General features: G+C 64.2%; 20 protein-coding genes. 7 read left to right on the top strand and 13 right to left on the bottom strand.

What is annotated here, in order from left to right:
- Positions 1-70: 70 nt before the first annotated feature.
- Positions 71-568 (top strand): cyclic pyranopterin monophosphate synthase MoaC, encoded by a 498-nt coding sequence (moaC, locus tag EYS42_RS11420; protein WP_130968287.1) that lies wholly within the window; start codon positions 71-73, stop codon positions 566-568.
- On the opposite strand, the gene EYS42_RS11425 is transcribed toward moaC, so the two are convergent.
- A complete protein-coding gene (locus EYS42_RS11425) occupies positions 550-2,412 on the bottom strand; it encodes a PglL family O-oligosaccharyltransferase (RefSeq protein WP_130968288.1) in 1,863 nt (620 codons plus the stop codon). The genes moaC and EYS42_RS11425 overlap by 19 nt on opposite strands.
- Before the next feature lie 119 nt (positions 2,413-2,531).
- On the opposite strand from EYS42_RS11425, the gene EYS42_RS11430 reads away from it, so the two are divergent.
- Positions 2,532-3,251 (top strand): TetR/AcrR family transcriptional regulator, encoded by a 720-nt coding sequence (locus EYS42_RS11430; RefSeq protein ID WP_165456746.1) that lies wholly within the window; start codon positions 2,532-2,534, stop codon positions 3,249-3,251.
- Between the two features lie 110 nt (positions 3,252-3,361).
- Positions 3,362-4,594 carry an MFS transporter gene (locus EYS42_RS11435; protein ID WP_130968290.1) on the top strand — a complete coding sequence of 411 codons (1,233 nt, stop codon included), beginning with the start codon at positions 3,362-3,364 and terminating at the stop codon, positions 4,592-4,594.
- Positions 4,595-4,679: 85 nt separating this feature from the next.
- Here EYS42_RS11435 and EYS42_RS11440 read toward each other — a convergent pair whose 3' ends face one another.
- Positions 4,680-5,411 (bottom strand): hypothetical protein, encoded by a 732-nt coding sequence (locus tag EYS42_RS11440; RefSeq protein WP_130968291.1) that lies wholly within the window; start codon positions 5,409-5,411, stop codon positions 4,680-4,682.
- Positions 5,412-5,667: 256 nt separating this feature from the next.
- Positions 5,668-6,378, bottom strand: coding sequence for a beta-ketoacyl-[acyl-carrier-protein] synthase family protein (locus EYS42_RS11445; protein WP_130968292.1), 711 nt, complete (start codon positions 6,376-6,378; stop codon positions 5,668-5,670).
- Between the two features lie 342 nt (positions 6,379-6,720).
- Between EYS42_RS11445 and EYS42_RS11450 the strand changes: the two genes are divergently transcribed.
- Positions 6,721-7,692 carry a hypothetical protein gene (locus EYS42_RS11450; RefSeq protein ID WP_130968293.1) on the top strand — a complete coding sequence of 324 codons (972 nt, stop codon included), beginning with the start codon at positions 6,721-6,723 and terminating at the stop codon, positions 7,690-7,692.
- A gap of 30 nt (positions 7,693-7,722) precedes the next feature.
- Here EYS42_RS11450 and EYS42_RS11455 read toward each other — a convergent pair whose 3' ends face one another.
- From EYS42_RS11455 to tyrS, 4 genes are all read right to left on the bottom strand, one after another.
- Positions 7,723-9,066 (bottom strand): OmpW/AlkL family protein, encoded by a 1,344-nt coding sequence (locus EYS42_RS11455; protein WP_245503628.1) that lies wholly within the window; start codon positions 9,064-9,066, stop codon positions 7,723-7,725.
- A 79-nt stretch (positions 9,067-9,145) separates the two neighbouring features.
- Positions 9,146-10,411: an OmpW family outer membrane protein gene (locus EYS42_RS11460; protein ID WP_130968295.1), complete on the bottom strand. Its 1,266-nt coding sequence runs from the start codon at positions 10,409-10,411 to the stop codon at positions 9,146-9,148.
- A 119-nt stretch (positions 10,412-10,530) separates the two neighbouring features.
- Positions 10,531-11,496, bottom strand: coding sequence for a PEP-CTERM sorting domain-containing protein (locus EYS42_RS11465; protein WP_130968296.1), 966 nt, complete (start codon positions 11,494-11,496; stop codon positions 10,531-10,533).
- 221 nt (positions 11,497-11,717) lie between these two features.
- Complete coding sequence (gene tyrS, locus EYS42_RS11470) at positions 11,718-12,977, bottom strand: tyrosine--tRNA ligase (protein ID WP_130968297.1); 1,260 nt, start codon at positions 12,975-12,977, stop codon at positions 11,718-11,720.
- Positions 12,978-13,198: 221 nt separating this feature from the next.
- Between tyrS and EYS42_RS11475 the strand changes: the two genes are divergently transcribed.
- Together EYS42_RS11475 and EYS42_RS11480 are read left to right on the top strand one after the other, a co-directional pair.
- A complete protein-coding gene (locus EYS42_RS11475) occupies positions 13,199-14,551 on the top strand; it encodes a M23 family metallopeptidase (protein WP_245503615.1) in 1,353 nt (450 codons plus the stop codon).
- A 4-nt stretch (positions 14,552-14,555) separates the two neighbouring features.
- Entirely contained in the window at positions 14,556-15,686 is a 1,131-nt protein-coding gene (locus EYS42_RS11480; protein ID WP_130968299.1) for an anhydro-N-acetylmuramic acid kinase, read from the top strand.
- 42 nt (positions 15,687-15,728) lie between these two features.
- On the opposite strand, the gene erpA is transcribed toward EYS42_RS11480, so the two are convergent.
- From erpA to argC, 4 genes are all read right to left on the bottom strand, one after another.
- On the bottom strand, positions 15,729-16,109 hold the full coding sequence (gene erpA / locus EYS42_RS11485; RefSeq protein ID WP_130968300.1) for an iron-sulfur cluster insertion protein ErpA: 381 nt from the start codon (positions 16,107-16,109) through the stop codon (positions 15,729-15,731).
- 29 nt (positions 16,110-16,138) lie between these two features.
- Positions 16,139-16,531: a bactofilin family protein gene (locus tag EYS42_RS11490; protein WP_130968301.1), complete on the bottom strand. Its 393-nt coding sequence runs from the start codon at positions 16,529-16,531 to the stop codon at positions 16,139-16,141.
- A gap of 84 nt (positions 16,532-16,615) precedes the next feature.
- Complete coding sequence (locus EYS42_RS11495; RefSeq protein WP_245503616.1) at positions 16,616-17,287, bottom strand: DUF6776 family protein; 672 nt, start codon at positions 17,285-17,287, stop codon at positions 16,616-16,618.
- Positions 17,288-17,334: 47 nt separating this feature from the next.
- Positions 17,335-18,372, bottom strand: a complete 1,038-nt coding sequence (gene argC / locus EYS42_RS11500; protein WP_130968303.1) for an N-acetyl-gamma-glutamyl-phosphate reductase — start codon at positions 18,370-18,372, stop codon at positions 17,335-17,337.
- A 266-nt stretch (positions 18,373-18,638) separates the two neighbouring features.
- Here argC and EYS42_RS11505 point away from each other — a divergent pair, with 266 nt between their 5' ends.
- Complete coding sequence (locus EYS42_RS11505; RefSeq protein ID WP_130968304.1) at positions 18,639-20,882, top strand: S8 family serine peptidase; 2,244 nt, start codon at positions 18,639-18,641, stop codon at positions 20,880-20,882.
- Between the two features lie 105 nt (positions 20,883-20,987).
- Here EYS42_RS11505 and rpsI read toward each other — a convergent pair whose 3' ends face one another.
- Together rpsI and rplM are read right to left on the bottom strand one after the other, a co-directional pair.
- Entirely contained in the window at positions 20,988-21,383 is a 396-nt protein-coding gene (gene rpsI / locus EYS42_RS11510; RefSeq protein ID WP_130968305.1) for a 30S ribosomal protein S9, read from the bottom strand.
- Positions 21,384-21,392: 9 nt separating this feature from the next.
- Positions 21,393-21,821 carry a 50S ribosomal protein L13 gene (gene rplM / locus EYS42_RS11515; RefSeq protein ID WP_130968306.1) on the bottom strand — a complete coding sequence of 143 codons (429 nt, stop codon included), beginning with the start codon at positions 21,819-21,821 and terminating at the stop codon, positions 21,393-21,395.
- Positions 21,822-22,061: the final 240 nt, after the last annotated feature.

The raw sequence follows: 22,061 nt of genomic DNA on the forward strand, positions 1-22,061 counted from the left end.
GCCTGTCGCACAAGCCCGGAAAGCCGCCACAATCGGGTTCAGCTTCCTGTTTTACACCCAGCAACCTGCGATGAACCCGCTCACCCATTTCGACGCCCAGGGCCAGGCCCACATGGTGGATGTGTCAGCCAAGGCCGACACCCTGCGCGTGGCCGTGGCTGAGGGCTGCATCCGCATGCAGGCCAGCACGCTGGCACTGGTCACGCAAGGCACAGCCGGCAAGGGTGATGTGCTGGGCGTGGCGCGCATTGCCGCCATCCAGGGCACCAAGCGCACCTCCGAGCTGATCCCGCTGTGCCACCCCCTGCCCCTGAGCAAGGTGGCCGTGGCCTTCGAGGTTCAGGCCGAGCCGCCGGCCATCTGGTGCCGCGTCACGGCCCAGACTGTGGGCCCCACGGGTGTGGAAATGGAAGCCCTGACCGGTGTGCAGGTGGGCCTGCTCACGGTGTATGACATGCTCAAGGCCGCCGACAAGGGCATGACCCTGGACGGCATTCGCCTGCTGTCCAAGACCGGCGGCAAAAGCGGTGACTGGCAGCACCCGGACGGTCAGCGCACGCCGGCCTGATCCGGCATCAATTCGCGCCAGTGGTAGCTGCGTTCAGGCGGCTGGCATTGCCACGCCAGGGGCTGCCCGGGCTCGGGCTGGAAGCAAGGCTTGAGGAAAGCATTGCTGCGCGGGGGTTTGAACTCGCGCAGGCGAGCCACCACGTACCGCGCCTTGTCGAGCTGCCCCTCGGCATGCAGTGCGCGCGCATAAGCCACCATCAGCCGCGTGTCGACGATGTTGTGCAAGGTGCGCGAAAAATCATGCACCGGGCGCGGCGCCTCGTCGAGATCAGGTCCGTTCACATGCGCGTAGTCGGCCTGGTAGCCGAACCACAGGCGCTTACGGGCCGATTCGATGCGGTCGTTCAGCGGGGCATGGCCATAGCGCGGGGCGTACACGTTCACAGCCCATTGGTAATCGAGCGCACACCACACTGCGCCGGCCGCCATGGCCGCACCGGCCACGGCACGCCAATCTGCAAAGGCAACACCCGAGGGCACCTGATGAGTCCCTGCAGGCGGCACCACCTCCAGAGGCGCCCCAGCCGCTGCAGCCAGGCCCACCGCCCAGGCCGCTGCGGTCGGCAGCAAGAAGTAGGTGTACCACAAGGGGTACTCCAGCAGGCTGTGCAGACCTGCCATGGCCACCAGCGAACCACTCAAGCACACCAGGCTGTGGCGTTCGGCAGCCTCAACATCCCCCTCGGGGGGCAGGCCCCACTGTTGCCACAAGGCCCAGAAGGCCAGCACCACACCCACGATCACCACCGCGGCCATTGGCAGGCCCAACTCCACAAGCCACTGCAGCACGATGTTGTGCGTGTGGTCAAAGAAGGCCGTGGGCCGGCCCGGGAAGGCCGTGAAGGTCCAGGCCACGTTGAACTCGCCCCAGCCCACACCGGTCCAGGGGTGCTGCGCCACCAGTTGCAGCACATTGGCCCAGATGGCAAAGCGCGAGCTGGAGATGTCGCTGCCGTCTCCCAGGCGGGCCGCTGCAGCGAAAGCGTGACCTTCGGCCGCATGGCTCCACCAGTACATGAACGCCCACCAGGCGGCGTACCACAGCGGTGCCGAGGCCGCAGCCAGGCGCAAGGCCGCAGGCATGCGCCGGTCACGCAGCGCCCACACCAGCAGCAGCGCACTGCCCACCATGCCGGTGCGAGACGCCGTCATCACCACACCGCCCATGGCCAGCGCCACCAGCGTGGCCGTGGCCAGCACCGACCACTGCCCGCGGCGGGCCACCCACACCGCCGCCATGCTGCCAAGCACCAGCATGGTGGCCAGGTGGTTGGGCTGACGCAGATTGGCCACGGCGCGGCCCGCCATGGTGGGGATGGCCAGCAGGCGGCCATCAGGCACCGATGGCAGGAACACCTGGATGAACGACAGCAGCACAGCCACGGCGACCGTCAGCACCAGGGCCCGGGCCAGCAGATCCATCACGGTGGAAGCGCCCCGCTCCTGGCTGGTGCGAAACAACACATGCAGCAACACCAAGGCACAGGCCATGGAGCCCATGGCCATGAGCGCCAGGCCTTCGGCCAGCCCGCGCCATACCATCGACACGCCTGCGGCGGTCATGCACACCAGAAGTGCCACCGACAGGCCCACCAGCCCTTTGCTGCGCAACCGGGCCACTGGCGACCCGGGCGCCACCAATTGCTGCGCACCTGCACGCCCCAGCGCCCAGACGCACGCCCCCCACCCCGCCACCGACAGGATCTGGTTGTAGAAGGTGATCATGGGCGGGTCACTGGGCGCCAGCAAAGTCGGCAACAGCACAGCGGCCAGGAACCAGGGCCACAAACGCAACTGCCAGGGCGAAGTGAGCCGCGCGAATGAAAACGTGAACGGATGCATGGCGCCCATTGTCTGCGAGCTTGCGTTTCGCTCAGGGACTACCCTTCCTTGAATCGAGGGGCGGGAGTGTCCCGAGGTGGCGCACATATTGAATGCACAAACAAGCAGAATGCATTCGCATGTCACCTACGGCCCCCCGATCACCTTCACCGCGTTCACGCACCCAGGATGTCGACACCCGGGATGCCATCGTGCGTGCGGCCCTGACCCTCTTCGCCAAGCACGGCGTCGACGGTGTGTCGCTTCGCCAGATCGTGGGTGCCGCCGGTCAGGCCAACCCCTCGGCGGTGCACTACCACTTCCAGAGCAAGGAGGGCCTGGTGGCCGCCGTGCTGCGCCATGTGCAAGACCAGCTGCTGCCCATGCAGGAACAGGCACTGGCCACCATGGACGAGGCCGCCACACGCGATGAACTCACCGTGCGCGACGTCATGCGCCTGTGGGTGACCCCGGCCGTGCTGATCTATGCCGGCTCGGCAGAAGGCCGCATGGCCATTCGCTTCCTGTCACGCCTGACCTGGCAACCCCAGCACATGGGCCAGGATCAGCTGGTGGGCTGCAGCCAGGCTCACATGGTGCGTGTGTGCGAGCACCTCGAACGCCTGATTCCCCACCGCAGCCGCGAGCGGCTGTTCTTCCTGACCGTGCTGGCCACAGCCAACATGCTGCACGCCCTCTCGGATGCCAGCGTGCTGATGCGCCAGACCGTGCTGGGCCTGGACCGCCTGGTCGAGGACAAGCCGTTCGAAGTGGTCGACTGGATCGTCGATTACCTGGCCGACGGTCTGACGGGTCAGCCACAGATCATGTCCACGGCCGGCGCTCCGCGCGCAGCCTGAGGCGGCACCGCCTGCAAGCTCGTGTCGCCAGGGGCCATCAATGCCCTTGCATGAAAGCGGCGTGAACGCATCACCGATACTGGCACATTGCCTGCCACGCCGAGCGACCGATGCACCCTGCCCCTTTGTTGACCGAGCGCCAAGAGCGCTGGATGCTGTGGTGCCTGGCCGCCGTGCAGTTCACCCACATCGTGGACTTCATGGTCATGATGCCACTGGGGCCACAGCTCACGCAGCTGTTCGGACTGTCTGACGCACAATTCGGCCTGCTGGTGTCGGCGTATTCGCTGGCCGCCGGGGCATCGGGTCTCACGGCCTCCTTGTTCATCGACCGCATCGAGCGGCGCCGCACGCTGGTGGGCCTGTACGCCGGTTTCGCACTGGCCACCCTGGCCTGCGGCCTGGCACCGACCTACATCAGCCTGATGGTGGCACGGGTGCTGGCCGGCGTGTTCGGCGGTGTGCTGGGCGCCCTGGTGCAGACCATCGTGGCCGACACCGTGCCTTATCAACGGCGGGGCCAGGCCATGGGCGTGGTGATGGCCGCCTTCTCACTGTCCACGGTGGCGGGTGTGCCTGCCTCGTTGTGGCTGGCCTCCGTCTGGGGCTGGCACGCCCCTTTCATCGTGCTGGCGGCAGCCTCGGTGCTGATCTTGCTGGCGGCACTGCGCCTGGTGCCCGAACTGCGAGGCCACCTGCAGGCCCAGACCTCGGGCATGAGGCCCTGGCATGGCTTGGCCGAAGTGCTCAAGGTGCCCGCCCACTGGAAGGCCTTCACCCTGTCGACCCTGATGATGCTGGGCAGCTTTTCCATCATCCCCTACATCACCATCTACACCACCACCAATCTGGGCCTTCAGCCCCAGCAGGTGCCCTGGGTGTACCTGGCGGGCGGCGTGGCCACGCTGTTCACCTCACGCTTGTGGGGGCGGTTGGCCGACACCTGGGGCAAAGAGAAGGTGTACCGTGGCCTGGTGGTGGCAGCAGTGCTGCCCATGATGGCCCTGACACACATGCAGCAGGCCAGTCTGCCACTGCTGCTGGTGGTCACCACCGCGTTTTTCGTGCTGGTGTCAGGACGCATGGTGCCCGGCATGGCACTGCTGACCGCCACACCACCTGCCCACTTGCGTGGCGGCTTCATGAGCGTGAACAACGCCATCATGTCGGCCACCATGGGTTTGGCCTCGTGGGTGGGTGGGCTGCTCATCAGCCGTGCGCCCAACGGCCTGGTCACCGGCTATGAACGGTGCGGCTGGCTGGCCTTGGTCACCAGCGCGCTGCTCGTGGTGTGGGTGGGGCAACTCAAACCTCGCGAAACCGGCGCGCTTGCGAACGGATGAATGACGCGCCAACGAAAAAGCCCTGCGCAGGCAGGGCTTGGAGAGGTTGACCCGCTTGATGCAAGCGGCCGTGACCGGATGAACCTCAGGGTGCAGGAATGTCTGCGATGGTCAAAGGTTTGTCGTTGACCTTGGGGATGCGCAAAGCGGTGGACACGTCGATCTTGATGTTGCCCCAGTCTGTGGACACCAGCACGGCCTTCAGAGGCACCGACAGCGCCAAGGTCTTGCCGATTTCGTCGCTGGTCACCGGCTGGAAATACAGCTCGCTGATCGATTGCTTCATGGTCAGCGCCAGACCCTTGAGGCTGATCTTCAGGTCGCCATTGTCCTTGAATGAATAGATGGGAACGTGGTTCAGCACGGTGCCTGCCGAGGTGAACACATCGCCGTACAGCATCTTGTCGGTGAAATTCACATCAAAGTTGGCCAGCACCACCCAGTTCTTGACGCCACCCTTGCCGGTGCGCACCAGTTGCAGTGCCGAGCGACTGGCCTGGCCCGACTTCGGCTTGATCTTCAGGTCCCAACCCACGGCCACGTCGGCCTTGGTGACGGGCTGGTTGTAGCTGGGAACCAGCACATTTTCGTCCAGATCAGGGTCGTAGACCGACACATCACCGATCTTGGTCATGTTGCCCAGCGGCACGAAACTCACCCCGGCGCCAGTCGCCGAGCCGTAACCAGCATACGACAGCGTCAGGACCGAGGTTGCCTTCAGGCCCGCCGTGTTGAGGGTCAGCGCAGAGGCACCGGTCGAGACTGCCAGGCCGGCAACAGCCATCACACCCGTCAGGGCGAAACGATGAAAGGTCATCTTGAGATCTCCGTCTAAATCGTTGTGTCGAGGGATGACTCATGATGCCGACTCGTTTGATTCATGTGTATGAATCAATCTAATGGCTTCCCCTGAACCGGGGGTACGACATGTGCATTCGCCACAAAAATCCCCCACAGGAGACCCCGGGTATCCCCGCGGTGACCCAAGATGCAAAAAAAAAGCCTCCCCGAACGGGAGGCTTTGCGCAGGGTGCCCCTCGTCGCCTGAGCGACAAGGGATCACACGACAGCGATCACTGAGCGGCAGCGAAGTCGGCGGCGGTCAGCGGCTTGGTCGACACGGCGGGCGAGCGCTTGAACGAGGTCACGTTGATGACGATGTTGCCCCAGTCCAGTTCGATCAGGGTGGCACGCAGTGCACCCGACAGGGCCAGAGCATTGGACACTTCTTCAGCAGCGCCAGCGGCGAACTTCAGGGTGTTGACCGAACCGGTCTGGTTCAGCACCAGGCCCTTCAGGCTGATCTTGGTGTCCTTGGGGTCGGTGAAGGTGTACAGCGGGGCAGCAGCGATCACGGTGCCGTCCGACTTGATGATGTCAGCGAAAACGGTGGTCTTTTCGAAGTCGACCTTGAAGTTGGCAACGCCGATCCAGCGGGCGCCACGCACGATCTTCAGGCCCGAGCGAATAGCTTCGCCAGACACCGGGGTGATCTTCAGGTCGAAACCGACATTGACGGTGGCCTTGGTCACCGGCTGGTTGAACGAGGCGGCAGGCACGTCTTCCTGCAGTTCCTCGTCGAAGGAAATGACGTCAGCCAGGCGGGTCATGTTGCCGATGGCCTTGAAGTCAACGCCAGCGCCAGTGGACGAACCGTAGGCAGCAGGGGTGAAGGTCAGGACCGAGTTGGCTTTCAGGCCAGCGGTATTCAGGGTCAGGGCCGAGGCAGCGCCAGTGGTAGCGATCAGGGCGGCAGCGAAAGCAAGCTTGAAGGTGTTAGCCATCTGTGTACTCCGTTTGTGAGAGTGTTTGTTGAACCGACGACTTCATCTTGCCTGCAGCGCATTCAATCGTGGCCGCTGAACTCCTTGGGTTTGCCCTAGGGCATGGCATGAACCGAGGGGTTTCGTCCCCCATCAAACACGGGGTACGGATCAGGGCAAACGCGAGGAATGCCTGAGAAGCACACTTTTGAAGGGCCTGAAATTCTCTTGTTCAGTTGCAAGCCCACGGGCCGGTGTTCAACGCCCCAACCAGAGGGTTTACACGGTGCATGTCCAGCGGAGCGGGGGGCAAACTGCCCGCGGGGCTCGCCCCAACCATCCATTCATCACTCAGGAGTTCACATGCAACGACACTTGCTGGCTGCGGCAGCTGCCCTGTCCTTGGCCCTCATCACACCCGTTGGTGCACAAGCGCAAACAGTCACCTTGCAGCCTGGTCAGGACCACCTGCTTCAACCCAGTGATCCCAGCTTGCCTCCGGTGGCGATCACTGTGCTGCCCACGCAGCAACGCGCACAGTTCAGCATGCTGCCCGGTGTGTCTTGCCAAGGGTTGGGTGCTGTTGCTGTGTCGGCCCTTGTGGAACAAGACCCATACTGCATCCAATTCGGATTCAATGCTTTTGGCCAAGATTTCAAGGGGCAGGTCACCGCCAATGCTGGCACAAGCTACAAGGCGCACTATCTGTCAGAGGCGGCCATTGCAGGCGGTTTGACAACGACCTACCGTATCGATCTCTCAGCGCCATGGAGTGAAGTGAAAATCGACCTGACTGAAGGATCGATCATAGAGGGACTGTTCAAAAGCGGTTTCAACTGGACATTTTCTCGCTCAGCCATGGGCATTGGCGGCAAAGTTTCTGAAACAGAGTTTCGCCTAGTTGCTCGTGATAAAACGGTCTACACCAACTTCAATGGAGCCTCTTCGGCAACAAGCACAAGACCGCAAATGAAGTACAGCCAATTGAACGCGCCAGTCTGGGGCTTTACCGATTGGATTGGCCCAAAAATTCCGCTGAACCAAATCGCAGGCAAAACACGCGAACAACAAACTGAAGCATTTCAAAAGGCGGGCTTCACCGTTCGGAAAACGATCGACGGCGCACTGTTGGTCACGGGAAGGTATTTCACCAGAGGTTTGGCGTTGACTGGTACTGGTGCCAGCCTTTACTGGCGCAGCTTTGGCGGAGTCAACGCTGCGCGATCGGTGCTTGCATCGAGCTATGAACAAAATGATAGCTTGGCATCCGATCCACGCGAACAAGCGAACAAAGCCGAGTTTTCGATTCAGATGAGTTATCTGATTCGGAACTGACGCCTTTCGGATCAATTCAACCAATACGTATCAAAAATCGCGCCCAATTGAGAGCATGTAAATCGTGTTGGTCAATTGGGTGTCTGTTTTTCTGACGTAGGTGCCAGACGAATTCCCAGAAAAACTCTGCGCTGCGCGGGTGGTGATCGCGGTGATCCCGCCCAACGCATCATAAAGTCGGCTTCTGCTGGACCCGTCAGCGCCTCTGACCGCCAGGAGGCCTTCGCCTGCCAAGATCACGCCCGTCACGTTGTCCACCAATCCAGCCTGGTCATTGCCCAGGTCGAGGATGGCCGGCGTGTTCTTGTCAAAGCGGCTGTTGCGAGTCACCAAGGTGGCCTGCGTCTTCAGCTTGACGGACCCGATCGAGAAGTTGACGCGCCACGAATCATTGAGCGCATACCGAAACCCCAGCATGGGGCCTGCACCGAACGCGTTCTTGATCGACACCGAGGTGTCGCCAGGATTGCTTCCCCCCACATAGGCATTGAGCGCCGGCGTCGCCTTGGTGTCATAAAAAATGGCGTACATGGCCAGGGCACCCGTGTAAGGCCTGAACCTGGACGACGCGCTGCCCCAGTAGCGCCCGAACATCACCGTGGGCGGCAACAGCTTGCTGCTCAAGATCTGCTGCCCCTCCAGGCCAAACGGGGACAACACTTCGACCTCCTGCCCATCGCCGTCCAGCACCACGCGATATCGTGGCCGCCCGGTGGCGGTCACTGACGTGGTCAGCGGGGCCGCCAGCACATAGGTCTCCACCGCCCATTGGTGGTCATCGTCCAGGTAATAGCCCAAGCTGATGCCACCCGTGGACATGGAACGACTGGCCTGCCCACGTATGCCCGGGGGTGTGCCCAGTGCGTCCAAACCCAGGTTCGACATGGTGGCGCTGAGACGTGGCAAGGCATTGGCAAACCGCGCCATGTTCCTGGCGATGTCTTTGGCATCGGTTTCCGAACCCGTGATGCCGTCCTGGGCCATCATGCGCAAGATGTCATTGAACAGGCGATTCGAAGGCGAACCAGGTGTGTCCACTGTGGCGCCACCCACCATGGTTTGCAGCAAGCTCAGAGGCAGCACCTTGCCATTGGGGCCGTCAACATCGTAGGTTTCCCCGGACTTGGTCTGCACGTTCACATGGATGGCGCCCGCATTCCAGAACGTGCGGTCGCGAAGCGCAGAAGAAATCTTGAGCGACAACGACGGTTCCGCAGCAGCGGCCGGCACCGCCGCACTGAGCCAGACGAGCGCACACGCGGCAAGCCTGGGAAATGATGGGCCCATGGACATGAAAACTCTCCTGAATATTTGTGATCCCGGATGAACCGGGTGCCAAGATGCTAGGAGAGCTTCCGGCCGCGGGCAAGGCACCCGCAAAGGGGGCGTGTTTACCCGCTTCCCCAAAGAAAAAGGAGGCCATAGGCCTCCTTGATGAATGCTGTGGCCCGGATCAGAAGTCGCGGCCGATGGACAGCATGTAGATCGTGTTGTTAAGGACTGTGTCCGTCTTTCTGACATAGGTACCCGTGTTGTTACCAGAGACAACCTGAGAAACACGAGTCACGATACCAGTGACACCTCCGAGGTCTGCGAACAGCTTCTGGCGACTGGCAGTCGTGCCCTTGATCGCAGCGACGCCCTCGCCGGTCAGGATCGTGCCGGTAATGTTGTTAAGAAGACCCGCCTCATCGTTACCAAAGTCCAGTACGGCCGGTGTGTCTTTGGTGAATCGGCTGTTACGAGTTGTCAGCGTCGCGGTGGTTTTGAGCTTGACCGACCCCAATGAGAAGTTGACGCGCCAAGAATCACCCAATGCATACCTGAAACCCAGCATTGGGCCAGCGCCAAAGGCGTTCTTGATGGATACCGTGGTATCGCCAGGATTGCTACCACCCACGTAACTGTTCAGTGCTTGTTCTGCTTTGGTGTCATAGAAAATTGCATACATGGCCAACGCGCCCGTGTAAGGCCTGAATTTGGCATTAGCGTCCCCCCAGTACCTACCGAACATCACCGTGGGCGGCAACAATTTGGATGTGAGAATATTTTGTCCCTCTAACCCGAAAGGTGAGAGCACTTCCACCTGCTGCCCGTCAGCGTCCTCAACAATCCGATAACGTGCCTTGCCAGTTGCTGAAACGGCTGTGGTCAGAGGCGCGGCGAGCACATAGGTTTCTACCGCCCACTTGTGTTCGTCATCCAAGTAGTAACCGATACTGAGCCCACCAGTAGACATCTTGGGTTGAGCAACGCCCTTGATACCCGTGGGTGTACCCAAAGAATCCAGTCCGAGAGCGTCCATATCGCTCTTCAGCAATGACAAACCATTGTTATTACCAGCCAAGGCTGTTGCCAAATTCCGAAGGTCGGTATCAGAGGCAGAGATCTTGTCCAGAGCGACGATCTTGAGGAATTCGTTGTACAAACGATTTGCGGGTGTCCCAGCCGTATTGGCACTGCCAGTGCCGATGAACTGAGGCAGCATGCTCTTGTTGATCACCTTCCCATTCGGCCCATCGACGTCATAGGTATCACCCGACTTGGTCTTCACGTTCACGTGGATGGCGCCAGCATTCCAGAAGGTGCGCTCGCGCAAGGCGCTGGCAATCTTCAGGGACAGGGTGTCGCCAGCGGCTGCAGCCAGGGGCGAGAAGGTGCAACCAGCAGCCATCAGGGCAGCCACCACGCCGGTACGCGCCAACACGGAACGGTTCATGTCGTCTCCAAAAACTTGTGCTTCACACTACAACAAACAAAAAGCCGCTCGAATGCTAGCGCATGAGCGGCTTGTCACAAGGCCAGGCTTACACCACCTGGCCTTGCGTGCAACACCAATTACTTGGCGCGGCGACGGGCGGCGAAGCCCAGACCCACCAGACCGATGGCCATCATGGCGTAGGTGCTGGGTTCCGGCACTTCACGCACCGAGAACTTCAGGACCGAGTTCACGTCACCGTAGCTCTGCACAGCGGTCAGAGCCGAGATGCCAGCGTTGGTCAGGCCCAGCGAGTTCTTGAAGAAGTCGAAGCCAGCGGTGGTCACGCGCAGGTCGCCGATCTGGTTTTGGGCTTCAGCGGTGTAGTACACGCCGCGAGCGTCGGTCAGGCGCTGGATGTTGGTGAAACCAGCAGCGCTCATGGCGGCCACGGGGTCAGCAGCGGTCAGAGCCGAAGGAGGGATGGTGGTCGGGCCGGTCAGGGTGCCGATGGTCCACAGGGTTTGGGTGCCCAGGTCATAGGTCACGGCAGGACGGGTGCCCACAGCGCTCTTCACGCCGAACAGGGTGGCCGACACGGTGCGGTTGACCAGGTCGAACGACAGGTTGGTCACGCTGGCGAAACCACCGGTCAGGGTGCTGTTGCGCACGCCAGTTTGCTTGGCACCACCGGCCGAGCCCACACGCAGCACTTGGCCGGTCTGGTCATCAGCGGTCACCGAGGTCACGGGGGCCGAAGCGAAAGCCGAATAGCGGCTCAGGATGTCGGTTTCGTCTTGGCGCAGTTCGCCGCCGGTGGCGGGCGACACGGGTTCGATGGTGACTTGACCGGCGTTCAGGGCCGAGATCAGGCCGCCAGCGGTCGAGGGGTCAGAACCGTCGTAGCAGAACGAGCTGTCGCAGTTGCTGAAGGTCAGGGTGCCCGACGAACCGGTCAGCAGGGTCAGTTCGGCTTGACGGCCCGAACCTGCGGGATCGCTCACAACCACGGCTTGGCCGACGTTACCGGTCACGGCAGCGGCGTTGGCGGCACCAGCGGCGACCAGCGCAGCGGCAACAACCAGAGACTTCATTTCGAATTTCATGTCTATCTCCACTAAAGCGGCCCTTTTGGCAATTTTTTACTGCCGGGAGGTCAGGCATCCGCGTCTTCCTGTCCACCAAGCACAAGCTCTGAAGCCTGTACGGACAAAGCATACCGGGGGTGCCGAGCGCTTCACAACCGGAGGTCACAGTAACGACCGGTAAAACGCCTCAGGAAAACACCAAACCGAGGCACTTACCCCTCAGTCGGGGGTGCGGGTAATCACTGAACATTAAGAGTTACCCGCACGAACTTCCGCTTGCCGACCTGCACCACGTGCTGGCCAGCCCCCAGTTTCAGTGCGCGGTCGGTCACCACGGCGCCGTCCACCCGCACGCCACCCTGGTCCAGCATGCGGTTGGCCTCGCTGGTGGAGGGCACCAGGCCGGTCTGCTTGAGCAGGGCGCCAATGCCCAGGCCGTCGGCAGCAATGCCCAGGGTGGCCTCGGGGATGTCATCGGGAATGCCGCCCTTCGATCGGTTCACGAAATCCTGCAGGGCCGCTTCGGCCGCGGCCTGGCTGTGGAAGCGGGCCACGATCTCCTGGGCCAGCATGACCTTGGCGTCGCGGGGGTTGCGGCCGCCCTCGCACTCGGCCTTCAGGCGGCCGATCTCGTCCATGGGGCGGAAGCTCAGCAGCGTGAAGTATTTCCACATCAGGGTGTCGCTCACGCTCATGAGCTTGCCGAACATGTCGTTCGGGGCCTCGCTGATGCCGATGTAGTTGTTCTTGGATTTCGACATCTTCTCGACGCCGTCCAGGCCCTCCAGCAGGGGCATGGTCAGGATGCACTGGGCTTCCTGGCCGTATTCGGCCTGCAGGTGGCGCCCCATCAGCAGGTTGAACTTCTGGTCGGTGCCGCCCAGCTCCAGGTCAGACTTCAGGGCCACCGAGTCGTAGCCCTGCATCAGGGGGTACAGGAACTCGTGCACGCTGATGGAGGTGCCGGCGTGGAAGCGGTCGTGGAAGTCGTTGCGCTCCATCATGCGGGCCACGGTGTAACGGCTGGCCAGCTGGATCATGCCGCGCGCGCCCAGGGCGTCGCACCATTCGCTGTTGTAGCGAATCTCGGTGCGGGCCGGGTCGAGCACCAGGCTCGCCTGCTTGTAATAGGTCTCGGCATTGGCCTTGACCTGCTCGGGCGTGAGCGGCGGGCGGGTGGTGTTGCGGCCCGACGGGTCACCGATCAGGGAGGTGAAGTCACCGATCAGGAAGATCACCTGGTGGCCCAGGTCCTGCAGCTGGCGCAGCTTGTTGAGCACCACGGTGTGGCCCAGGTGGATGTCGGGCGCCGTGGGGTCCAGGCCCAGCTTGATGCGCAAGGGCACGCCCGTGGCCTCCGAACGGGCCAGCTTGGCCACCCATTCGTTTTCAGGCAGCAGCTCTTCCACGCCTCGGCGGGTGACCGCCAGGGCCTCCAGCACGCGGTCGGTGACAGGGTGTTTGGGGGCGTTGGCAGCGGCTTGATCTGGGGCAGACATGGAAGATCTCACGGATGTGTAAAGACGGCCGATAAGGCTGGCAGGGAGATGACACCGGAAGGCTGGCGGCTATACTGCGCACACTTTTCCGAGGGTGTCATGCCTTTGTCACATCGCGAAATGCGATGTGCACACGGCGCGGCGGGGATTCTAGGGGACAGCTTTTGGCTTCTGAACACTTGCATCGACTGTTGACTCTGGCTGAGGCGGCCCAGGAGGCCGTGCATCGTCACCCCCGCCGCCTGATGGCCGCCACCCTGGTGGTGCTGGCCGGCTCGGCGGCCACCGCATTCGGTGTGGCCCCGCTGGCCGCCGACGACAGCCGCATCGCCCCCACCATCCAGCAGATTGAAGAAGCGCTGCCGCTGCCCCAGCTGCCCGAGCAAGTGGCGGCCCTGGACAACGCCTCGCTGCGCCTGTACCGCAGCGCCCTGACCCACCCCTCCGACACGGTGGACAGCCTGCTGCGCCGCCTTGGCGTGGACGATGCGCAAGCCGCACAGTTCATCCGCGCCGATGCGGTGGCCAGCCAGGTCATGACCGGCCGCAGCGGCCGCATGCTCAAGGCCATCGTGGAAGAAGGCCGCCTGGTGGAACTGGTGGTGCGCGGCCCGTCACAAGACGCCGAACAGCTCGACACCCACTTCACCCGCATCACGGTGCAGCGCGCCGGTGGTCGCCCTGATGGCGAGTTCTCGGCCCGCGCCGAACAGGCCCCGCTGCAGGTGCAGTCGCAGGTGGCCTCGGGCACGATCCAGTCGTCGCTGTACCAGGCCACCGACGACGCCAAGGTGCCCGACGCCATCGCCAACCAGATGGCCGAGATCTTCGGCTCCGAGATCGACTTCCGACGCGAACTGCGCAAGGGGGATGCCTTCAGTGTGGTCTATGAAGCCCACACGGCCGATGGTGAACCCATCACCTGGGGCGGCTCGGCCGGCAAGGTGCTGGCCGCACGCTTCATCAACCAGGGCAAGGTGCACGACGCCGTCTGGTTCCAGGAACCGGGCCGCAAGGCCGCCTATTACGACCTGAGCGGCAAGAGCAAGAACAAATCGTTCCTGGCCTCGCCGCTGGCCTTCTCGCGCGTGACCTCGGGCTTTGCCATGCGATTCCACCCCATCCTGCAGCGCTGGAAGGCGCACCTGGGGGTGGACTATGGCGCGCCCACCGGCACCCCGGTGCGCTCGGTGGGTGACGGCGTGGTGGCCTTTGCCGGTGTGCAGAACGGCTATGGCAACGTGGTGCAGGTTCAGCACTCGGGCAACCGCATGACCGTGTACGCCCACCTCAGCCGCATCAATGTGCGCAAGGGCCAGGCCATCAGCCAGGGTGACAACATCGGCGCTGTGGGGGCCACGGGCTGGGCCACCGGTCCGCATCTGCACTTCGAATTCAAGGTCAATGGCGCCCATGTGGATCCGATGCAGATCGCGCGCGCCTCGGAAAGCACGCAGCTGTCACCCGTCGCGCTGGCGCAGTTCCGCCGCATGGCCGTGCTGACGGCGCCACGCCTGGACATGGCCGACCAGATGCAGACGGCCGGCGCCAGCAGCGGCCCCCGCTTCGAATAAGCCCATGGCGCAGCCACAGGCCTTCATCGGCCTGATGTCGGGCACCTCGATGGACGGTGTCGACGGCGTGCTCGGGCTGATCGGGCCCGATGGCCAATGGCTGGGCTCACTGGCGCATGCGCACCAGCCCTTTCCCGAGCCGCTGCGCCAGGAACTGATGGCCTTGAACACCCCGGGCGCCGACGAACTGAACCGGGCGGCCCTCGCCAGCCAGGCGCTGAGCGTGGTGTATGCCGAGGTGGTGATGGCGCTGCGCCAGGCGCAACCCGATGTGCCTGTGCAAGCCGCGGGCGCCCATGGCCAGACCGTGCGACACCGCCCCGAGCTGGGCTACACCCTGCAGTTGCTGGCCCCTGCCCTGCTGGCCGAGCTGTCGGGCGTGAATGTGGTCGCCGATTTCCGCAGCCGCGATGTGGCCGCAGGCGGGCAAGGTGCGCCGCTGGTGCCCATCTTCCATGACGCCCTGTTCGGTCGCCCGGATGCCGTGGTGGCCGGGCTGAACATCGGCGGCATCTCGAACATCAGCCTGCTGGCGCCAGGCCAGCCCCCCAGGGGCCACGACTGCGGCCCCGGCAATGTGCTGATGGACCTGTGGGTGCAGGCCCACCGCGGCCTGCCCTATGACGCCGATGGCGCCTGGGCGGCCACCGGGCAGGTGCAGGCCGACTGGCTGGCGCTCGCCCTGGCCGACCCCTATTTCGCGCAGGCCGCGCCCAAAAGCACCGGGCGTGACCTGTTCCACGCCGACTGGCTGCAGGCCTGGCTGGCCCGCTGCGGTTTGCCCGATGCCGCCACGCAGGCCGCACGCGCCGCCGATGTGCAGGCCACGCTGTGCGAGCTGACGGCCGCCTGCTGTGCAGCCGACGTGCTGCACGGTGGTGCCCGCGAGGTGCTGGTGTGTGGCGGTGGCGCGCTGAACGGCCACCTGATGGCCCGCCTGGCGTCCAAGGTGCAAGGCGCCGCACCCGGCACGGTGGTGCACACCAGTGCCGCACGGCAGCTGCCCCCCATGGAAGTGGAAGCCGCCGCCTTCGCGTGGCTGGCCTGGGCCCACCATGCAAAACGGCCGGGCAATGTGCCGGCCGTCACGGGGGCCCGTGGGCCCCGGGTGCTGGGTGCGCTGTACCCAGCCTGAGTGCCTCGCCTGAATCGGCAAGGCAGCGCCTGAGGTGTCAGCTCAGACCGAGAAACTCGAACCGCAACCGCAGGTGGTGGTAGCGTTCGGGTTGCGGATCACGAACTGGGCGCCTTCGAGGTCGTCCTTGTAGTCGATCTCGGCACCGATCAGGTACTGCAGGCTCATGGCGTCGATCAGCAGGGTCACGCCGTTCTTGCTCATGGGGGTGTCGTCTTCGTTCTGGATTTCGTCGAAAGTGAAACCATACTGGAAGCCCGAACAGCCGCCACCTTGCACGAACACACGCAGCTTCAGGTCAGGGTTGCCTTCTTCGGCCACCAGTTCAGCCACCTTGGCGGCAGCGGCATCGGTGAAAACAATCGGGGCCGGCGGTGCGTCAGGCACCTCGGCGGTGGTCAGTGCTGCGGTGGCAGTGCTCATACAGTTCTCCAGAAATTCAATGCGCCGGCTCAGCCGTTGTTGGCGGCCAGCTTCAAGGCAGGCTTGTCTTCGGTCTTCATGGGGTGCAGTTCACCATTGATGGTGGCCCCCTGGTGCATTTCAAGCGCCTCGTACTTCACATCGCCCACGATACGCGCTTTGGGCTGAAGTTCGAGCAGGTCTTCCGATTCAACCGGACCCTGCACAAGGCCATTGATGATGACATGGCCCGCACGGATCTTGCCCGTGACCTTGGCCTTTTCGCTGATGACCAGCAGGGTGCGCTTGTCACCGATGGCGATGATGTCGCCCACCACTTCGCCGTCGATGCGCAAGCCGTCGCTGAAACGGATCTCGCCCTGCATGACGGTGCCTTCACCGATCAGGGTGCGGAGAGGGGGGGTCTTCTTCCAGCCAAACATGCGAACTCCAGGTCAGTGCCGATCAGAGGGGCGCAAGATTTACACCAATCGCCACCAGCGTCAATGCCCTGATTGTGCGGTGCGTCACAGCTTCTGGCTTTGCGTGGCGTGCACGCGGCCCTGCTCGTCCAGCACCCGCACCTGCACCTGCTTGACCACGACAGTGGAGGGGTATTCGGCCACCCCTTCCAGGCGGGCGTACTGGCGCAACTGCAGCGGCTTGCTCACCTGGGGCATCTGCACGTTCCAGGGCTTGCCATCGACCAGCCCGGACAGGCTGACTTCGTAGCGCCCGCGGAAATCAGGCAACGCGCGACCACCCTGCTGCATCACCAGCAACTGGTAGCGCAGCTGGCCAGGGGCCGGCAGGTCGATCTGCAGGCCGCGGATGTTCATGCCATCGCCCGCCGAGGGCATCAGGCGCTCGAAAAAGCCCAGGTCGTCTTTGAGCACCTGGTTTTCCAGCTCCAGGGCCTTGACCTGCTCGGCCAGACGGCTCTGGGCGGCTTTTTCGGCCTTGAGCAGGCTGTCGGCGGTGTTGGCGATGGCCTGGGCGCTTTCGCGCTCGCGGCGCAGGGTGTCGATGTCGCTGCGGGCCTGCTGCAAAGCCACCTTCAGCTCGGCCGAATCCTGGCCCAGGCCGGCGATGTTCTTGCCGAACTCGAAGGCCCACAAGGCCAGCGCACCGGAAAAACCGAGCACCACGGCCACGGCGGCCCAGCGCAGCGGCCACGGCAGGTGGCTGCGGACTGTCATGCGCGGCGAGCTGATCGACAGCCGCCGCCGCAGCAGGCGCCAGCGCATCAGGGCAGCACCGGCACCAGGTTCAGGCCCAGGTGCTCTTCCAGGCCGAACATCAGGTTCATGCACTGCACGGCCTGACCCGAGGCGCCCTTGCACAGGTTGTCTTCCACCACCAGCACCATCACGGTGTCGGGGCGGGGCTTGTGCACTGCGATGCGCACCGTGTTGCTGGCGCGCACGCTGCGGGTTTCGGGGGCGCTGCCAGCCGGCAGCACGTCGACGAAGCGCTCGCCCTGGTAGGCGGCTTCGAAGGTGGCCTGCAGGTCGGCGGCCTGGCCGGCGCTGTTCAGGCGGGCATACACCGTGGAATGGATGCCGCGGATCAGGGGCAGCAGGTGGGGCACGAACAGGCAGTCGATGTCGTCGCGGCCTGCGATGGTGCGCAGCTGCTGGTTGATCTCGGGGCCGTGACGGTGGCCCTTGACGCCATAGGCCTTGAAGTTGTCGGCGGCTTCGGCCATCAGGGTGTGCACTTCGGCCTTGCGACCGGCGCCCGACACGCCCGAGGCGCAGTTGGCGATGATGCCGGTGGGCTCGATCAGGCCGGCACGCAGCAGCGGGGCCAGGCCCAGCTGCACCGAGGTGGGGTAGCAGCCCGGATTGCCGATGACACGCGCGGCCTGGATGGCCTCGCGGTTGAGTTCAGGCAGACCGTACACGGCTTCGGCCAGGATGTCGGGACAGGTGTGGGCCATGCCGTACCACTGTTCGAACTCGGCGGTGTCTTTCAGGCGGAAATCGGCCGCCAGGTCGATCACCTTCACGCCAGCGGCCAGCAGCTCGGGCGTCTGAGCCATGGCCACACCATGCGGGGTGGCAAAGAACACCACATCGCAGGCCTTCAGGTCGGCTTCGTCCGGGGTGACGAAGGGGATGTCGACGTGGCCGCGCAGGCTGGGGTACATGTCGGACACCGGCATGCCAGCCTCTTTGCGCGAGGTGATGGCCTTGATCTGCACCTGAGGGTGCTGCGCCAGCAGGCGCAACAGCTCGACGCCCGTGTAACCGGTGCCACCGACGATGCCAACTTTGACCATGACCAATCCTTTGCGAGAACCTGCGGGAAAACCGCGATTGTAGAGATCTCGCAGGGCCGATCCCTGTTTCGCCAGGGAATCGGGAGGCCGACGCCGGTTTCCAGGGCTTTTTCGGCCATCACACAAGGCCCGCAGGGCTCAACCTGTGCGTGCGAATGCCGACACCAAGGCATTGCCGGTCGGGCTCGGAATGCCCGACGGCCGGCGCGCAGTCGCCGTACCGGACTGCCCGTCGGCTCGCATGGACTTTTCCCAGGTGAGCCCACATGGTCAATTTTCGCAACGCACTGGTGGCCTGGAGCTGCCTGCTCAGCCTCGGCGTCGCTCAAGCGCAATGGGCAGGACTGACACCCTGGTCCCCCCCGTGGCTCAGCCCGCCGCTGAGCGATTGGCAACGCGCCAACCAGTTGCAGCAACTGGGTGGTGCCCGCTGGCTGGCGCAGGGTGTGAACGGCCATGGGGTGATCGTGGCCGTGCTGGACACCGGACTCAACCGCCAGGTGGCTGATTTTGCAAATTGGCAGCGGGTGCTGCCAGGCATCAATGCCATCGACGGCAGCCAGAACGTGCAGGACGAAAGTGGCCATGGCACCCAGGTGGCCAGCCTGCTCGCTGCACCCATCAATGGTGCCGGTGTGGTGGGTGTGGCCCCCATGGCCACCTTGCTGCCCATCAAAGTGGTGGCTGGCGACCTGGCCAGCAGCGCCGCCGTGACCGCTGGTTTACAAGCGGCGCAGCGCGCCGGCGCCCGCGTGGTGAACATGAGCCTGGCGGCCACCGGCCCGACGGCCACGCAGGCCCTGAAAGAGCTGGCCGCCACCGACCGTACCCTGGTGGTGGTGGCCGCAGGCAACCAGGGGCAACCTGAGGCCGCATGGCCCGCCCGCTACGCCGGCACCGCCTGGGCCCAAGGCACGATGCTGGTGGTGGGCGCGGTCGACGTCAACCGCCAACTGGCCAGCTTCAGCAACCAGGCAGGCAGCGCGGCCGCCCACTACCTGGTGGCACCCGGTGTGAACATCCAGGGGGCCGGCACCTCGGGCACCCTCACCCTCAGTGGCACCTCGCAGGCCACGCCAGCGGTGTCGGGCGCTGCGGCCCTGCTGCTGTCGAAATGGCCCTACCTGCGGGCCAGCCAGGTGGGCGCCATCTTGCTGCAGACCGCCGATGACCTCGGCGCCCCGGGCGTGGACCCGGTGTATGGGCACGGCCTGCTGAACATCGACCGCGCCTTGAGCCCGGTGGGCAGCTTCACCTACCGCACGGCCCGCGGCGTGACCTTCACGGTGCCCCTGAGCAGCGGCAGGGTGCTGTCCAGCCAGCCTCGCGTGGCCAGCCCCCAGGCCTTCCAGGGCCTGATCACCCAGGTGTTCGACGCGCACGGTCGCCACTTCACGCGCGACGAAGGTCAGGCCCTGGCCGCGCGCACGCGTTTGCGTCTGGACACCCTGCTGGGCCAGGATGGCCTGCTGGGCGAGCTCAGCCTTCGCCCCCTGGGGGCCGGGCTGCTGGGCTGGAGCTACCAGGCGCAGACACGCCCCACCCAGAGCCCCAGGGGGCCATGGGGCCCTGCCGACCCCTTCTCACCCCAGGCCAAGGCCCCGCTCGCCCAGTTCCACGCCTGGCAATGGCGCAGCCCCACACAGGCAGGCGCGCCCACAGGCTGGCAAGTGGCGGTGGGTGACGGCGGCACGGCCACCATGGCCTTAGGTGCCGGCAGCCTGAGTGGCCTGGACGGCATCCAGCACACCGCGTGGGCGCCCCAGGAGTGGCAAAGCTGGCTGGCCAGCCCCCTGATCGGTTTGTCACCGAAGCACCGGCTCGGCGCCATTGGCGTGCCCCTGGCGCCTGGCTGGCAACTGCGCGGTGCCTGGCTGAACCCGCAGGCCGACGACAGCCAGGCCCGCGGTCGACTGCAGGCCACTGAACTGCACCACGAAGGCCCTGGCCACCGGCTGAATTTGAACTTCAGTGTGTTGGACGAACACGGCTTTCTGGGCGGCTACTCACGCGAGCCCCTGGGCCTGAACCAGCAAACCAGAACGGTGGGCGTGACCTTGGCCGGCGCCTGGCAACTCGACACGCACTGGGCCCTGGGCCTGCAGTGGACCCGCGCCGACAGCCCGGCCCCGGCAAACCACGGCCTGCTGCTGGCCAGCACCCGACTGCTGGCCGACGGCCATGCCGTGGGCCTGATGCGGCGTGACACCTGGGTCCCGGGGGACCGCTTGAGCCTGACCCACCAGGCCCCACTGCGCGCAAGCCAAGGCAGCCTGACCTACCAGGTGATCGACCAGGTCGACCCCGACACCGGTGTGCCGCACTACGCCGAACACACGGTGCAACTCAAACCCGAAGCACGCGAACGCCTGACCGAGCTGCGCTACACACGCCCCGACGGCCCAGGTCGCCAATGGGCTGTGGCCCTGGCCTGGCGGGTGCATCCCGACCACGACGCCACCGCCTCGGCCGAGCTGGCGCTGGGCCTGTCGTACAACATCCGGTTCTGACGCCACGCAACGAGTGTGCAGGCATGAAAAAACCCGCCAGGTTGCCCGGGCGGGTTTTTCGGAAGACCACCAGCGCACCGAAGTGCCCTGGCAGCGTCCAGTCGATCAGCGCTTGCTGAACTGCTTGCGGCGACGGGCGCCGTGCAGACCGACCTTCTTACGCTCGACTTCGCGGGCGTCGCGGGTCACGTAACCAGCGCGGCTCAGTTCGGGCTTCAGGGTGGCGTCGAAATCGATCAGGGCGCGGGTCACACCGTGACGGACGGCACCAGCTTGACCGGATTCGCCACCACCGTGGACGTTGACCTTAATGTCGAAGGCTTCACCGTTGTTGGTCAGCACCAGGGGCTGCTTGACCACCATGATGGAGGTCTGACGGCCGAAGTACTGTTCCAGAGGACGACCATTGATCGTGATCTGGCCGGTACCCTTCTTGATGAAGACGCGGGCAACCGACGACTTGCGACGGCCGGTGCCATAGTTCCAGTTACCGATGGGCATGGTGGCTCCTTAGATGTCCAGCGTCTTGGGTTGCTGAGCGGTGTGCGGGTGTTCACCACCGGCATAAACCTTCAGCTTCTTGATCATGGCGTAGCCCAGGGGGCCCTTCGGCAGCATGCCCTTCACGGCCTTTTCCAGGGCGCGGCCGGGGTGCTTGGCCTGCATGTCCTTGAAGCGCGTGGCGTAGATGCCGCCAGGGAAGCCCGAGTGACGGTAGTAGATCTTGTCGTTGGCCTTGGTGCCAGTGACGCGGATCTTGTCGGCGTTCACGATGACGATGTAGTCACCGGTGTCGACGTGGGGGGTGTAAATGGCCTTGTGCTTGCCGCGCAGACGGAGTGCCACTTCGCTGGCGACACGTCCGAGCACCTTGTCGGTGGCGTCAATCACAAACCACTCGTGTTGAACTTCGGCCGGCTTGGCGCTGAAAGTCTTCATGAGAGTTCCTTGAGAGATCAAAAAAAGGCTGACGCTTGCCTTGGTGCCACTTCTGTTCCGGGATCGGCGCCATGGGCCCCAGGCCCACAGGTCAGACCGACCTGGAACCTGCGCCCGCTGCCCTCACCGTGATGGTGGCCTCGCGGTTCGCTGCCGACCCTGACGCCTGCCACCACAAATGCCGGTGGACCGCGTGTGTTCAGGACCGAACATGCCCGGCGTGCATTCACCCGTTCTTTG

Source organism: Aquabacterium lacunae (assembly GCF_004310865.1).
Taxonomy (GTDB): Bacteria; Pseudomonadota; Gammaproteobacteria; order Burkholderiales; family Burkholderiaceae_C; genus Aquabacterium; species Aquabacterium lacunae.

What these genes read in the sequence shown, in the direction of transcription:
- moaC (WP_130968287.1), top strand. Translation starts at nt 71, where the DNA reads ATGAACCCGCTCACCCATTTCGACGCCCAGGGCCAGGCCCACATGGTG.
- EYS42_RS11425 (WP_130968288.1), bottom strand. Translation starts at nt 2,412, where the DNA reads ATGCATCCGTTCACGTTTTCATTCGCGCGGCTCACTTCGCCCTGGCAG.
- EYS42_RS11430 (WP_165456746.1), top strand. Translation starts at nt 2,532, where the DNA reads ATGTCACCTACGGCCCCCCGATCACCTTCACCGCGTTCACGCACCCAG.
- EYS42_RS11435 (WP_130968290.1), top strand. Translation starts at nt 3,362, where the DNA reads ATGCACCCTGCCCCTTTGTTGACCGAGCGCCAAGAGCGCTGGATGCTG.
- EYS42_RS11440 (WP_130968291.1), bottom strand. Translation starts at nt 5,411, where the DNA reads ATGACCTTTCATCGTTTCGCCCTGACGGGTGTGATGGCTGTTGCCGGC.
- EYS42_RS11445 (WP_130968292.1), bottom strand. Translation starts at nt 6,378, where the DNA reads ATGGCTAACACCTTCAAGCTTGCTTTCGCTGCCGCCCTGATCGCTACC.
- EYS42_RS11450 (WP_130968293.1), top strand. Translation starts at nt 6,721, where the DNA reads ATGCAACGACACTTGCTGGCTGCGGCAGCTGCCCTGTCCTTGGCCCTC.
- EYS42_RS11460 (WP_130968295.1), bottom strand. Translation starts at nt 10,411, where the DNA reads ATGAACCGTTCCGTGTTGGCGCGTACCGGCGTGGTGGCTGCCCTGATG.
- EYS42_RS11465 (WP_130968296.1), bottom strand. Translation starts at nt 11,496, where the DNA reads ATGAAATTCGAAATGAAGTCTCTGGTTGTTGCCGCTGCGCTGGTCGCC.
- tyrS (WP_130968297.1), bottom strand. Translation starts at nt 12,977, where the DNA reads ATGTCTGCCCCAGATCAAGCCGCTGCCAACGCCCCCAAACACCCTGTC.
- EYS42_RS11480 (WP_130968299.1), top strand. Translation starts at nt 14,556, where the DNA reads ATGGCGCAGCCACAGGCCTTCATCGGCCTGATGTCGGGCACCTCGATG.
- erpA (WP_130968300.1), bottom strand. Translation starts at nt 16,109, where the DNA reads ATGAGCACTGCCACCGCAGCACTGACCACCGCCGAGGTGCCTGACGCA.
- EYS42_RS11490 (WP_130968301.1), bottom strand. Translation starts at nt 16,531, where the DNA reads ATGTTTGGCTGGAAGAAGACCCCCCCTCTCCGCACCCTGATCGGTGAA.
- EYS42_RS11495 (WP_245503616.1), bottom strand. Translation starts at nt 17,287, where the DNA reads ATGACAGTCCGCAGCCACCTGCCGTGGCCGCTGCGCTGGGCCGCCGTG.
- argC (WP_130968303.1), bottom strand. Translation starts at nt 18,372, where the DNA reads ATGGTCAAAGTTGGCATCGTCGGTGGCACCGGTTACACGGGCGTCGAG.
- EYS42_RS11505 (WP_130968304.1), top strand. Translation starts at nt 18,639, where the DNA reads ATGGTCAATTTTCGCAACGCACTGGTGGCCTGGAGCTGCCTGCTCAGC.
- rpsI (WP_130968305.1), bottom strand. Translation starts at nt 21,383, where the DNA reads ATGCCCATCGGTAACTGGAACTATGGCACCGGCCGTCGCAAGTCGTCG.
- rplM (WP_130968306.1), bottom strand. Translation starts at nt 21,821, where the DNA reads ATGAAGACTTTCAGCGCCAAGCCGGCCGAAGTTCAACACGAGTGGTTT.